General features: G+C 71.1%; 8 protein-coding genes. 1 reads left to right on the forward strand and 7 read right to left on the reverse strand.

Features of this window, described 5'->3' with window-relative positions; translation table 11 throughout:
- Positions 1-62: 62 nt before the first annotated feature.
- Complete coding sequence (locus tag CcI49_RS37245) at positions 63-779, forward strand: ACT domain-containing protein (RefSeq protein ID WP_054565455.1); 717 nt, start codon at positions 63-65, stop codon at positions 777-779.
- 171 nt (positions 780-950) lie between these two features.
- On the opposite strand, the gene CcI49_RS37250 is transcribed toward CcI49_RS37245, so the two are convergent.
- From CcI49_RS37250 to icmF, 7 genes are all read right to left on the reverse strand, one after another.
- Positions 951-3374 carry an EAL domain-containing protein gene (locus CcI49_RS37250; protein WP_241840496.1) on the reverse strand — a complete coding sequence of 808 codons (2424 nt, stop codon included), beginning with the start codon at positions 3372-3374 and terminating at the stop codon, positions 951-953.
- 140 nt (positions 3375-3514) lie between these two features.
- On the reverse strand, positions 3515-5683 hold the full coding sequence (gene ligA / locus CcI49_RS37255; RefSeq protein WP_116437604.1) for an NAD-dependent DNA ligase LigA: 2169 nt from the start codon (positions 5681-5683) through the stop codon (positions 3515-3517).
- Between the two features lie 135 nt (positions 5684-5818).
- The gene (locus CcI49_RS37260; protein WP_076834345.1) at positions 5819-6928 is read right to left on the reverse strand and encodes a methionine synthase; all 1110 of its coding nucleotides are present in this window, start codon (positions 6926-6928) and stop codon (positions 5819-5821) included.
- A gap of 211 nt (positions 6929-7139) precedes the next feature.
- Positions 7140-8198, reverse strand: coding sequence for a tRNA 2-thiouridine(34) synthase MnmA (mnmA, locus tag CcI49_RS37265; protein WP_054565044.1), 1059 nt, complete (start codon positions 8196-8198; stop codon positions 7140-7142).
- A 112-nt stretch (positions 8199-8310) separates the two neighbouring features.
- On the reverse strand, positions 8311-9501 hold the full coding sequence (locus CcI49_RS37270) for a cysteine desulfurase family protein (protein WP_054565045.1): 1191 nt from the start codon (positions 9499-9501) through the stop codon (positions 8311-8313).
- A gap of 99 nt (positions 9502-9600) precedes the next feature.
- Complete coding sequence (locus CcI49_RS37275; protein WP_035951728.1) at positions 9601-10107, reverse strand: MarR family transcriptional regulator; 507 nt, start codon at positions 10105-10107, stop codon at positions 9601-9603.
- A 280-nt stretch (positions 10108-10387) separates the two neighbouring features.
- A complete protein-coding gene (gene icmF / locus CcI49_RS37280) occupies positions 10388-13783 on the reverse strand; it encodes a fused isobutyryl-CoA mutase/GTPase IcmF (protein WP_076834334.1) in 3396 nt (1131 codons plus the stop codon).
- Between the last annotated feature and the right edge of the window lie 313 nt (positions 13784-14096).

Genomic DNA, 14096 nt, shown 5'->3' on the forward strand with positions numbered 1-14096 from the left:
GGTGACCTGCATCGACATCTGCCCGTGACGTGATCGCCATGACAGCGTCACACATCTTGCGCATGCTCAGCCGCATGTCGTACCTGCTCCGGCTCCTTCTGCCCGACCATCCTGGCGCGCTGGGCGCGGTGGCGACGGCCCTCGGCGCGGCGGGGATCGACATCGTGAGCCTCTCGGTCGTGGAGCACACACCCGCCGGCGCGGTCGACGACATGATCGTGCTGCTGCCGCCCGGCGGTCTGGCCGACCGCGTGTTCACCGCCGCCCAGTCCGTTCCCGGGGTGACCGTCGAGGCCCTGCGCCCCTTCCTCGCCGACGGTGCCGGTATCGGCGACGACCTGGAGCTCGTCGACGCGCTGACGGAACGTCCCGCCGAAGCCGCGGCCGTGTTGACCGAGCTGGTCTCGGGTGTCTTCAACGCCGACTGGGCCCTGTTGCTCGAGCACCTGGCGCCGGGTGACGTCCGCGTCCGCGAGGCGTCGGTGGGCGCTCCCAACCTCGGCAGCGACGACCTGGGCGTGCCGGAACGGGTCCGCATCTCCCTGCCGTGGCTGCCGTTGGAGAAGGCCAGGCGAATCGCACCCAGCGATGGGGAGTTCCCGGCTCGCTGGGAGGCGGTCAGCATGGAGCTCGCCGCCGCGCCTGTCGGCCACGACCAGCTGGTCCTGCTCGTCGGCAGACCAGGCGGCCCGGCGTTCCGCGGCTCGGAGATCGCGCGTCTGGCGCATCTGGCCGGCATCGCCGCCAGCCTCGCCCGTACCAACGGCCCCCGGCGCTAGCGAGCGACCGTCCGCCGGCCCGTCAACGACGCCCGGCCCGCCAGCGACACCCGACCCGCCAACGGCGCCTTCGGCGGACAGCCTGACCTGGAGCATCGCAGCGTCTCGGCAGGCGATCGTCCGGTTCGGCGCGCAGCGCACTGGAAGCTGACGGAACCCGATGCAGTCCCGTCAGCCGTCGTGACTCAGGCTCACCACGGCGTCCTGTGACTGGCCGTGCCTGGAGCCCACCTGGCGGGCCTCACCGGGACGATGTCCGGTGAGAAGCTCGCCGGCCTGGCCGGGCTCGACCAGCCACCGGGTGACCAACGCCGCGGGCAGTGCCGGCGCCACATGCCAGCCCTGCGCGGCGTCCGCGCCGAAACCGGCGAGCTGGCACCACTCCGTCGATGTCTCGACGCCTTCCGCCACGACGCGCATCCCGAGGTCGGACGCCATCCGCACCACGGCGCGAATGAAGGCGACCTCCCTGGTGGCTGCCTCCCAGGCCGCGGTTTCCCCATCGGCCAGACCCATCGTGACGGCGTCTCGGGGGTCGGCGCCCAGCCGGCCGATCACCGTCCGATCGATCTTGATCTCGCCGATCGGCAACCGACGCAGGGCGTCCAGAGAGATCAGTCCGGTGCCGAAGTCATCCAGGCTCACGGTCACGCCGAGGTCGACCAGATCCCGGAGCGCGCGGGCGGCCCCGTCGCCGTCGGCGGTCAGCGCCCGTTCGGTCACCTCGAAGGTGAGTGCGCCCGGTGGCAGGTTGTTGGCGGCAAGCGCGCTCGCGACGGACCCGACGAAACCGGGGTCGCGCAGATCACGCGGGGAAACGTTCAGCGCGACCGCGGCCGGGATGCCGGCCGCGTGCCACCGGGCGGTCTGGGCCAGCGCCGTGTCCATCGCCCAGGAGGTGATCGGACGGATCAGACCAGCGGACTCGGCGAGCGGGACGAAGACTCCCGGCAGCAGCAGACCGCGGCTGGGGTGCCGCCAACGCAGCAGCGCCTCGGTTCGGCGCACCCTTCCGTCGACGATCTCCGCCTGAGGCTGGTAGTGCAGTTCGAGCTGCCCGTGGTCGAGGGCGTAGCCCAGCTCCGCCGTGGTCCGCGTACGCAGCCGGGCCCGGCGGGCGTCACGCGGGCCGTAGGCCTGGACCCCCAGCCGGTGCTCCTTCGCCGCGTACATCGCGATATCAGCGGACTGCGACAGCGCTGGCAGATCAGCGCCGTGATCGGGGTAGAGCGCCACGCCGACACTCACATCGATGTCGCAGAACTGACCGTCGATCTCGTACGGCGCGCGCACGACACCGCGAACCCGCCCGGCGACCTCGGTGGCGACAGCCCGACCGTCGGCGCCGGGTGGAAGCCAGGGAAGCAGCACCGCGAACTCGTCACCACCGAGCCTCGCGACGACATCCCCGGGGCGCAGGGCAGCGGCGAGACGAGCCGCGGCGACAACCAGCAGACGGTCGCCGACATCGTGCCCGAGCCGGTCGTTGACCTCCTTGAACCGGTCGAGGTCGAGCAGCAGCAGCCCGACACGAGTACCGGTCCGTTCCGCCGCCGCGATGCTTAGCGCCGCACGCTCGGCGAGGGCGGTCCGGTTCGGCAGGCCGGTCAGCCCGTCATGACGGGCCTCATGCTCCTTCTGCCGCGCGCCCTCACCGACCCTCGTCACCACCCGCAGCGCGGGCAGGAGCAGCAGCGCCATCCAAGGTCCACGCCCGGCGGCGATCACGATCAACGGCGCCAGGGACAGCAGGGCCGCGGCGACCGCCAGCCGCCGATGCAGCTCGTTGTACAGCAGACGGAACGATGCATCGCCACGGCTGCCGCTCCCACGGCTACCGCCCCCGCGGACGTCGTTCCGCCAGCCGCGGGCAGCTCCGCCGACACGCGCGCCCGGCCGGTTCGGCCGGGCAGGCCGGGCCGGCCGAACCGGCCCGCGCGACCGAAGCGGCCCGACTGGAGCGCCGGCCAGGTCATCGATCACGAACAGCACCAGCGCGGCGAGGGCGACAGCCGGCAGCTCGGCGGTACCGAGGGTGCGGTCGAGACCGAACGCCGCGACGACGGCCCCGGCTGCGGCGAGCCCAAGCGCGCGACGCCCCACCCGGGCGACCACACGCCCCAGCGAACTCCGTCGCGGCAGCTCCAGCAGAACGCCCACGACGAGGTGAACCGCCAGTGCCGGCGCGGCACCCCAGCCGAGCAGAATCGCGAACAGGAAGGTGCCCGTGAGGTCCGTGCCGCCGCCGCCCACCACCTGGCCCGCAGCGGACCCGGGCCCCAGCCCCGACAGCAGCCCAGACCCCGCCCCAGACCCTGGCAGTGGCCCGGTGATCTGCGCCGATGCGGACGGCATCAGCGATGGGTGCGGCTGCGGGCCGACGGCGACGGTGAGCCCGGCGAGCAGCGCGAAGGCCACCCCGAGATCGTCGAATCCGCCGCGGCTGGCCGCGACGGCGATGATCGCGAGTGCGGACAGGCATCCCAGCGCCCCGCCCACGGTCACCCAGACGGCGGACAACGATGCGGGTGGCCTGGACAGCCCAGACGCCTCGGACAGCCCCGACGGCCCGCCGCTCGGCCGAGGGCCCCCCATCAGCAAAGCCCAGGTCCGCCCGGAGCCCATCCGTCGACGTGTTGCAGATGCTCGTAAGCGCGGCCCGTCACGCGGCCAGGTACATGACAGAACATATGAGTGCTCACCGTGATGAACCTTTCGCTGCCAGGATTCGAAGGCTACCCCTCCCCCTCTTCGTGCACGGCAAGCGCCCTGGCCGCATCCGCTCCGTCACCGAGCAGCGCCGCGAAGCCCGTCTCGTCGAGCAACGGAATCCGCAGACTCAGCGCCTTCTGGTACTTCGAGGCGCCTGGATCCACTCCGGCGACCACGAAAGTGGTCTTCTTGCTCACCGAGCCGGTGACCTTTCCGCCACGCGCCTGCACCGCCTCGGTAGCGGTGTCCCGGCTCCACCCCTGCAGCGTTCCGGTGATGACGACGACGACACCGTCCAGCAGCCCGGGGCCCTCTCCCGCGCCCTCATCCGCCAGACGGGCCCCACCGGCTGCGATACGGGCGACGACATCGCGATGGCGGGGATCGGCGAACCAGTCGACCACCGCTTCGGCGATCTTCGGCCCGACCCCGTCGACGGCGGCGAGCCGCTCGGCCGGCGCGGCGGCGATCGCGTCGAGGGAGCGCAGCTCCCGGGCCAACGCGCGGGCGGCGGTCGGCCCCACATGCCGGATCGACAACCCGACGAGCAACCGCCACAGCGGCCGGTCCCGAGCCGCCTCGATCCCGCGCAGAATCTGGTCGACCTTCTTGCTCGCAAAGCCACGCAGGCCCTCGAAGGACTCCGGCGCGAGCTGAAAAATGTCGCCTATGTCACGGATGCGACCCTCGGCGAGTAGCACCGTCGCGGTCTCATAGCCCAGCCCGTCGATATCGAGCGCGCCGCGCGACGCCAGGTGGAAAACCGACTCCCGCAGCTGCGCCGGACACGACACCGTGTTCGGGCAGCGGATGTCCACCTCGCCTTCGGGACGGACCAGCTCGGTACCGCACTCCGGGCAGTGCGTGGGCATGACGAACGCACGCTCCGAACCATCCCGCAGGTCGACGACCGGGCTGACGATCTCCGGAATGACGTCGCCGGCCTTGCGGAGCACGACCATGTCCCCGATGAGCACTCCCTTGCGGCCCACCTCGTCGATGTTGTGCAGGGTGGCCATACCCACCGTCGACCCCGCCACCTTCACCGGCTCGAGGACCCCGAACGGTGTCACCCGGCCCGTTCGGCCGACGTTGACCTGGATGTCCCGCAGCCGGGTCGTGACCTCCTCGGGCGGGTACTTGAACGCGACCGCCCAGCGGGGTGCCTTCGAGGTGGCGCCGAGCCGGCGCTGCTGGGCGAAACCGTCGACCTTGATGACGACGCCGTCGATCTCGTGCTCGACGTCGTGCCGCTGCTCACCCCACGCCCGCACGAAGGCGAGCACCTCATCGACCCCCGCGCACACCTGATAGCGCGTGGAGACCGGCAGGCCCAGCTCAGCCAGCCGCTCGTAGGCAGCCGACTGTGACTCCACCTCGAACCCCCGGTTCGCGCCGAGCCCGTGCACGATCATGGCCAGCGGGCGGCTGGCCGTGACCCGGGGGTCCTTCTGCCGCAGCGACCCGGCAGCCGCGTTTCGCGGGTTGGCGAACGGCGCCTTTCCCGCCTCGACCAGTGACGCGTTGAGCTCGGCGAACCCCGCGGTCGGGAAGTACACCTCCCCACGGACCTCCAGCAGCTCCGGCACGCCCCGGCCACGCAGCCGTGCCGGCACACTGCGCAGGCTGCGCACGTTCAGCGTGATGTCCTCACCGGTACGGCCGTCGCCGCGGGTGGCCGCGCTCACCAGAGCGCCGGCCTCGTAGACGAGGTCGACCGCGAGCCCGTCGATCTTCAGCTCGCACAGCCAGGCCTCCACCGGCTGCTCCCGCGCGGCACGTGCGGCCCAGGCGTGGAACCCGTCCTCGTCGAAGACGTTGTCCAGCGACAGCAGCCGTTCCAGGTGGGTGACCGGCGTGAAAAGCGTCGAGTAGGAGCCGGCTACCTTCTGTGTCGGCGAGTCCGCGGTTCGCAGCTCCGGGTACCGCTGCTCGATCTGGTCAAGCTCACGCAGAAGCGCGTCGTACTCGGCGTCGGCGATGGTCGGCGCGTCGAGCACGTAGTAGCGGTGGGCATGTTCCTCCAGATCACGGGCCAGCTCCGCGGCACGCGCGCGCACAGCCGTGTCAGGCGCCTCGGCCTCGGGCACCCCCGCGTCAGGCACCGGCACCGCCGCGTCGGGCACCGGCGCCGCCGCGGGCACCGCCACCACCTGGTTGTCGGCCATCGGCTCGACGCCTTCCTCCGCCATGCTCACCGAACTCCCCACGCCACAGCTGCAGCGGAACTCACCGGCCGGATGTCACTGAGCCTTTTCCACCGCCGGCTCCGACCTGCCGCGACACGCCCGACGAGCGTGCGATGGAAAAGGCTCACTGTGTGGAAATCACTGCGGTGATTCCACCAGGACCCGCGCCGCCAGGCGGCAGTGCCGCAGCACGGCACGCGCATCGGCCACCGTGGCATGAGCCAGACCACACGTTGGTGTCACCGCGACCACCTCTCCCAGCAGCTCCGGACGGAAACCCAGCCGACGCCACAGGTCGACCGCCACCGCGACGGTACGACGAGGGTCCGACAGATCCTGGCCGACTCCGGCGGAGGTCGGTACCAGGCCGAGCATCAGCCCCATCCCCGCCTCGACCGCCTCGCCGACGGCGTCGTCCTGGTCCCGGGTGAGCAGCGTCGCGTCCAGGCCGACGAAGCGGGCCCCGGCCTGGCGCAGCAGTCCGATCGGGACGTCGGGCGCACAGCAGTGCACGCCGGCCGCGATCACCGCCCCGACCGCGGTCGCCGTGGCCAGGACGGCCGCCAGCCGCTCCGTCGCCGGCCCTTCCTCGACCGCGCGCAGCACCGAGAAGCCACTGGGTGTGCGGATGCGTCCGGCGAGCGCCGCCGGCAGCGCCGGCTCGTCCAGCTGGACCACCAGGCGGGCTCCCGGTATCCGGCGAGCGAGGTCGGCCAGCAGGCCGCTGAGTCCCTCCGCGAGTCCCTCCGCGAGGTCACGGGTGGCGCCCGCATCCGCGAGCGCCTTGTGCCCGCGTGGCAGCTCCACCGTGCTCGCCAACGTCCAGGGACCACCGACGGCCACCTTGAGCGGGCCGGTGTAGCCGGCGGCCGCCTCGGTGAACGCGTCGAGGTCCCGTTCAAGCAGGTCGCGGGCCCGGCGGAGGTCGAGCCCCGGGCGGGGCACCAGCCGCCAACCGGATGGCTGCAGATCGACCGGCAGATCCGCCAGCACCGCGCAGGTCCGGCCGATCATGTCGGCACCCACTCCGCGGGCGGGCAGCTCCGGCAGGAAGGGCAGGTCCGGGACCTCCCCCAGCACGTAGCGCGCCGCTTCGACCGGGTCGAGGTCGGGCAGTGACCCGGCACCCGACGCGCACCCCGCCGACCACGGCAGGCCTTCGGGCGCGGCAGGGGTCTGGCCAGCCGGCGACGCGCTGTCCCCCTCCTCCGGCGGCCCCGGCTCGCGCTCCGTCGCGGACCACATCATCGCCACATCGACTCCTCAATCTCCGGAACAGTCTCCGGACGCATCCCGGGTCTCAGGCGCATCACACGCCCGCGGCCGGCCGGGTGCCGTCGCCGGGTGCCCTCGTGCCTGGTGCCCTGGTGCCGATGCCATCGGGCCGGTCCCGGGGCTGGCCCACGCCGCGGGCCCCAACGTGGCTTCCGCCGTCAGGGACCGGATCCGGAAAAGGATGTCAGGCGGCCAGCGAGCGGATGCGGCCGCCGCCGAGCACACGGTCGCCGTCGTAGAACACCACGGCCTGACCGGCCGCCGTCCCGCGCACCGGCTCGACCAGCTGCACGTCAAGCTCCTCGCCACGGGCACGGACCACCGCGGGGACCACACCACCGTGTGCCCGCACCTGCGCCACACACGACACCGGGCCCTCGTGCGGCCAGACGATCCGCTCCGCGACCAGGCTGCGCATGTCCAGCGCCCGCGCCGGCCCGACGGTCACCGTGGACGTCACCGGGGACACCTCGAGCACGTAGCGTGGACGGCCGTCCGGCGCGGGGTGACCCAGCCGCAGGCCCCGGCGCTGCCCCACCGTGAAGGCGTAGGCGCCGTCGTGCTCACCGAGGGTCTCGCCGGTCTCGGAGTCGACGATGGGGCCGGGCCGCGGCCCCAGCCGGTCACGGAGCCAGGCCCCAGTGTCCCCGGCGGCGACGAAGCAGATGTCGTGGCTGTCCGGCTTGTCGGCGACGCCCAGCCCACGGCGCGCCGCCTCCTCACGCACCTGGGCCTTCGTCGAGTCGCCGAGCGGGAATCGAGCCGCGGCGAGCTGGTCGGGGCGCAACGTGCCGAGTACGTAGGACTGGTCCTTGGCCAGGTCCACCGAGCGGCGCAGGGTGCCATCCGGGTCGAGTCTCGCGTGATGCCCGGTGACCACGGCGTCAAATCCGAGCGCGAGCGCCTTGTCCAGGACGGCGGAGAACTTGATGCGCTCATTGCACTGAACACATGGGTTAGGGGTTCGTCCGGCGGCGTAGTCGGCGACGAACTGGTCGATGACCTCCGCCTCGAAGCGGTCCGCGAGATCCCACACGTAGAAGGGGATACCGAGCACGTCGGCGGCACGGCGGGCGTCCCGCGCGTCCTCCAGAGTGCAGCAGCCTCGAGAACCGACCCGGTCGGAGGCCGGCGACCGGGACAGGGCGAGATGGACGCCGGTCACATCATGACCGGCGTCCACGGCCCTGGCCGCGGCGACCGCCGAATCGACGCCACCCGACATTGCCGCGAGCACCTTCATCCCGCTCACGATCCCATCTCCCGCTCTCCCGCTCTCCCGTCCGGCCAGACGGCCCTCCGACCAGCTGTCAGGATCCGCGAGTCCAGACCCGCACGACCAGACCCGCCCGAGATCAGATCCGCGAGGTCAGGCCCGCGAGCTCACCAGCCCGGCCCGCCCGTTCGACCACCTGCCCGATCACCGCGACCAGCGCGTCGACGTCCGCGGCGACCGAACCGTGCCCGAGCGAGAAACGCAGCGAACCGCGAGCGTGCGCCTCCTCGACACCCATAGCCAACAGCACATGAGAGGGCCGCGCGATTCCCGCCGAGCAGGCGGAACCGGTCGAGCATTCCACTCCGTGCGCGTCGAGCAGCATGAGCAGCGAGTCGCCCTCACAGCCGGGAAAGGTCAGATGGGCGTTGCCGGGCAGCCGGCCGGCGCCGGAGGGCGCACCGTTGAGGACGGCCCCGGGAACCTCCGCGAGGACCCGACGCACCAGGTCATCGCGCAGGTCGGTAAGCCGGAGCCGCTCCGCGGGCAGCTCCGCCGTGGCGACGCGCGCGGCCGCCGCGAAGGCGGCGACACCGGGCGTGTTGAGCGTGCCGGAACGGACGTCGCGCTCCTGGCCACCGCCGTGCAGGTGCGGCTCAAGCTCGAGGCCTCGCCGCAGGAGCAGCGCCCCGACTCCGACCGGGCCGCCGATCTTGTGCGCGCTGATCGTGAGTGCGTCCGCCGCGCTCGCGGCGAAGGACGTCTCCACCTGGCCGAATGCCTGCACCGCGTCGGTATGGAAAGGAATGCCGTAGTGGTGCGCGATACTCGCCAGCTCGGCGACCGGCTGGATCGTGCCCACCTCGCTGTTCGCCCACATGACCGAGATCAGCGCGACGGACGACGGATCGGCCTGCACGGCCGCACGCAGTGCCTCGGGGTGCACCAGGCCGGTGCCGTCCACCGGGATCTTCTCCAGCACCGCGCCCTGCTGCCTGGCCAGCCACGACGCCGTGTCCARCACGGCGGGATGCTCGATCGCGCTGACCAGCACACGCCGCCGCTGCGGGTCGGCCGCCCGGCGGGACCAGAACAGGCCCTTCACCGCGAGATTGTCACTTTCCGTGCCGCCACCCGTGAAGATGACGTCGGACGGCCGCGCGCCCAGCACCTCGGCCAGCGACTCCCGCGACTCCTCGACGAGCCGGCGTGCGCGCCGACCGCCGGCATGCAGTGAAGAGGCGTTGCCCGCGCCGGTCAGGGCTGCGGTGAACGCCTCGACGGCCTCGGGACGCATAGGCGTGGTCGCCGCGTGGTCGAGGTAGGTCACGTCTGTAGAGGGTAGCCGCAGCCTGGACGCCTCAGCTGGGCTCACCGGGGCCGAGCGGCCCCACCAGGGATGACCGGGAGGATCGGCACAGCGTGGCCCTCAGAAGTCGCCGGCCCGGCTGCGAAGGTCGGTGAGCAGGTCCACGAGCTCGCGGACCCCGTTCTCGGGCAGACCGGGATCGGCGAACACGCTCTCGTTGAGCTTCTCGGTGGCCGCGAGCGCCGTCGCGCGACCGTCGTCGGTGATTTCGGCGAGGATGGCCCGCCGGTCGGTCGGATGCGGCTGGCGGCGAACCTGGCCACGGGCCTCCAGCCGGTCGACGGCACTGGTGACGCTGGTCGGGTGGACCTGGAGCAGGCTGCCGATGCGGCTGAGCGGCAACGAGCCCCGGCGGCTGAAGAGCAGCAGCATCAACAGCTCGTAACGGGCGAACGTCAGATCAAGCGGACGCAGGATCTCGTCGACGCGGGCGAGCAGGATCTGCTGCGCACGCATCAACGAGGTGACCGCGGCCATGCCGTCCGCCACCCCGCCCCACCCGTGCGCCGTCCACTGCCGGTGTGCCTCCGCGATCGGGTCGGTCGGAAGCGGCTTCGGCGGCGACACGAGGGCGGTACTCCAAAAGATCGCGRGGCGGACGAGCGGATGAATGGCGCTGTCCACTATGCCATTCCCACGTGCCATTCGCGGACCTTGGCAACAGGCGGGGCCCGCCGGCGCAGTGTGCCGGTGGCTCGGCTCGTCCACAACCACGTGCCGAGCCACCGGCGCCGGGCGTACAACATCTTCACGCGATGATGACGATGTAGCCGATGACCGATGTGGCGGATGATGGTCACGGCTGCGCGACCGCGCTGCCGCAGCACGTCAACGCCGCCGGAGGTGGCTAGATGTTTCGGCGATACTGCCCGCCGACTTCGAAGAACGCCGCGCTGATCTGACCGAGCGAACACACCCGCACCGCGTCCATCAAGGCGGCAAAGGTATTGCCACCCGCTGTCGCGACCTTCCGCAGACGGTCGAGCGCCAGGGCGGCCTCGGCCGCGTTGCCTGAGGTGAACTCCTCGAGCCGGCGCAGCTGTGACTGCTTCTCCTCCTCGGTGGCCCGGGCCAGCTCGAGCTGGTGTGCGACCTCCTCGTCGTCGTCCGGGCCGAGGAAGGTGTTGACCCCGATGATCGGCAGCGAACCGTCGTGCTTGCGCCGTTCGTAGAGCATCGACTCGTCCTGGATGCGGCCACGCTGGTATCCGGTCTCCATCGCCCCGAGAACGCCACCACGCTCCGAGATCCGCTCGAACTCGGCGAGGACGGCCTCCTCGACGAGGTCGGTGAGCTCATCGATCACGAACGAGCCCTGCAGGGGGTTCTCGTTCCCGGCAAGCCCCCATTCCTGATCAATGATCATCTGGATCGCCAGCGCACGCCGGACCGACTGCTCGGTGGGCGTGGTGACCGCCTCGTCGTAGGCATTGGTGTGCAGGCTGTTGCAGTTGTCATAGATCGCACACAGAGCCTGCAGAGTCGTCCGGATGTCGTTGAAGTTCATCTCGCGCGCGTGCAGCGAACGGCCCGAGGTCTGCACGTGGTACTTGAGCTTCTGCGAGCGCTCCGACGCACCGTAGCGCTCGCGCATGGCCACCGCCCAGATGCGCCTGGCGACCCGGCCGATCACGCTGTACTCGGCGTCCATGCCGTTGGAGAAGAAGAACGAAAGATTCGGGGCGAAGTCGTCGATGTTCATGCCGCGCGCCAGGTACGCCTCGACGTAGGTGAAACCGTTCGCGAGCGTGAACGCCAGCTGGCTGATCGGGTTCGCCCCGGCCTCCGCGATGTGGTAGCCGGAGATCGACACCGAGTAGAAGTTGCGCACCTGGTTGGCGATGAACCATTCCTGCATGTCGGCCATGCACCGCAGCGCGAACTCGGTCGAGAAGATGCAGGTGTTCTGGCCCTGGTCCTCCTTGAGGATGTCCGCCTGGACCGTGCCACGCACGTTCGCCAGCGCCCAGGCGGCGGCCTCGGCGGCCTCGGCCGCCCGGGGCTCACGGCCATGCTCCACCCGGAAGAGGTCGAGCCGCTGGTCGACCGCCGTGGTCAGGAACATCGCCAGAACGGCCGGCGCCGGCCCGTTGATCGTCATCGAGACACTGGTCGTCGGCGCGCACAGATCGAAGCCGGCGAACAGCGTCTTCATGTCATCCAGCGTGGCGACGGACACACCTGAGGTACCGATCTTCCCGTAGACGTCGGGCCGGGCACCCGGATCACGTCCGTAAAGGGTCACCGAGTCAAAGGCTGTGCTGAGCCGAGTGGCCGGCGAATCCGCCGAGAGGAGGTGGAAGCGCCGGTTGGTCCGAAACGGGTCGCCCTCCCCGGCGAACATGCGCGCCGGAGCCTCACCAACCCGTTTGAAGGGAAAGACCCCGGCGGTGAACGGAAACAGCCCCGGCAGGTTCTCCCRCCGGCGGAACCGCACAAGCCGGGCGTCGTCGTCTATCTCCGGAACGGCCACCCGTGGCAGTGAGGTTCCGGAGAGAGTGGTGCGTACCAGCGGAGTGCGGATCTCCCGGCCGCGCACGGTGTAGACCATCTCGTCGCCGGAACGCTCCGCGCGCAGCGCGGGCCAGGACTCGATCAGGTCCCGCGTCTCGGCATCGAGGCGCGACTCGGCGGCATCCCGCAGGCTTCGCAGCAACCGCAGGTCCGGCTGCTCGGCCTGCCCGGCCAGCTCCTGCCCGGCCAGCTCCTGCCCGGCCCGGTCCGGCCCGGTGCCCTGCTGATGCGCCTCGAGCTCGGCGATCGCGGTGGCCAGGTGCTCGCGACGACGTGCCAGCACCGCCTGTGCCTCCGTGTGGGCGTGGTAGCCACGGACAGCATCCGCGATCTCCGCGAGATAGCGGACCCGGGCCGGCGGAACGACCGTGGTCAGACCACTGGATACCCGTACCTCCACGGGTTCCAGCGCGCCCTGCTTCAGCTCCAGACCACGCTCACCGAGGAGGTCGCGCAGGTAGAAGTACAGCGCCGTGACGCCATCGTCGTTGAAGCGGGCCGCGGAGGTGCCGAAGACCGGCATCTCCTCCCACTCCGCGCCGAACTCCTCCCGATTGCGGACCATCTGACGCGCGACATCGCGCCGCGCGTCCTCGGCACCACGGCGCTCGAACTTGTTGACGGCCACCGCGTCCGCGAAGTCGAGCATGTCGATCTTTTCAAGCTGGGACGACGCCCCGTACTCGGGCGTCATGACATACAGGGAGACGTCGCAGAAAGGCACAATGGCCGCGTCGCCCTGGCCGATTCCGGGGGTCTCGACGATCACCAGGTCATAGCCCGCCACCTTGCAGGCCGACACGATGTCGGCGAACTGCTCCGGCAGCTCCCGCCCGGCCTTTCGCGTTGCCAGCGACCGGAAGAAGGTCAGCGACACGTCACCGCCCGGCCTCGGCCCCGCCGGCTCGAGGCCGGCATCCGGCCGCATCGCCAGCGCGTTCATCCTGATCCGGTCGCCGAGCAGCGCTCCGCCGCCGCGTCGCCGCGTCGGGTCGACGGCCAGTACCGCGATCCGCAGCGAATCGCTCTGATCGAGCCGGAAGCGTCGCAGCACCTCGTCGGTGAGCGAGGACTTGCCTGATCCACCCGTGCCCGTGATGCCGAGGACCGGCACCGGCGGCCGGTCGGCGGCCGCCGCCGCATCCCGGACGGCAGCGGCAAAGGCGCCATCCCGAGAACTCTCGAGCACGGTGATCGCCCGGGCCAGCGCGGCATCGCCGCCGGACCGCAGATCTCCCAGTGCCGGCGTGACCGCCGCCAGGTCCACATCGCTTTCCCGGACGATCCTGTTGACCATGAGGGCCAGCCCGAGCCGCCGGCCGTCCTCCGGGGAGAAGATCCGTGCCACGCCACGCGAGTGCAGAAGATCGATCTCCTCCGGAACGATGACACCGCCACCGCCGCCGTAGACCCGCACGTGCCCGGCGCCGCGCTCGCGCAGCCGCTCGACGAGATAGCTGAAGTACTCGACGTGGCCGCCCTGGTAGGAGGAGATCGCGACCGCCTGCGCGTCCTCCTGGATGGCGGCCGTCACGATCTCATCGACCCCGCGGTCATGCCCGAGGTGAATCACCTCCGCACCCTGCGCCTGGAGGATGCGCCGCATGATGTTGATCGCGGCGTCATGACCGTCGAACAGAGCTGCCGCGGTGACGACCCGCACCGGCCCGGTGGGCACGTGCAACGACGGGATCTCCTGCTCCGCCTCCGCCGCGGTAACTGCGCTCATGGCCACGCTCCCTGGACGACGCTCGGCTGCCACCGATGCCACCGACTCCCGCTGGCACGTCCGATAGTAGGACGTCCATGGAGTTGGGGCCAACCGTGCCGCTGTCGACCGCGTCTCAGGGGCTGCGGACCTCGGGGTGGTCTGAAGCGCGCCACGCGTGGGGCAACGGTTCACCGGGCCTCGGCTGCGTGCCCCGCGTGGAACGTGACAGAACGCGAAAATGCCGATGGGGTTGCCCCCGGCCACAAGACCAGAAACAACCCCATCGGAAAGAAGTCCGGCGGCGTCCTACTCTCCCACGCGGTCCCCCACG

The sequence above is a fragment of the Frankia sp. CcI49 genome (assembly GCF_001983215.1).
Taxonomy (GTDB): Bacteria; Actinomycetota; Actinomycetes; order Frankiales; family Frankiaceae; genus Parafrankia; species Parafrankia irregularis.

What these genes read in the sequence shown, in the direction of transcription:
- CcI49_RS37245 (WP_054565455.1), top strand. Translation starts at nt 63, where the DNA reads ATGCTCAGCCGCATGTCGTACCTGCTCCGGCTCCTTCTGCCCGACCAT.
- CcI49_RS37250 (WP_241840496.1), bottom strand. Translation starts at nt 3,374, where the DNA reads ATGGGGGGCCCTCGGCCGAGCGGCGGGCCGTCGGGGCTGTCCGAGGCG.
- ligA (WP_116437604.1), bottom strand. Translation starts at nt 5,683, where the DNA reads ATGGCGGAGGAAGGCGTCGAGCCGATGGCCGACAACCAGGTGGTGGCG.
- CcI49_RS37260 (WP_076834345.1), bottom strand. Translation starts at nt 6,928, where the DNA reads ATGATGTGGTCCGCGACGGAGCGCGAGCCGGGGCCGCCGGAGGAGGGG.
- mnmA (WP_054565044.1), bottom strand. Translation starts at nt 8,198, where the DNA reads ATGAAGGTGCTCGCGGCAATGTCGGGTGGCGTCGATTCGGCGGTCGCC.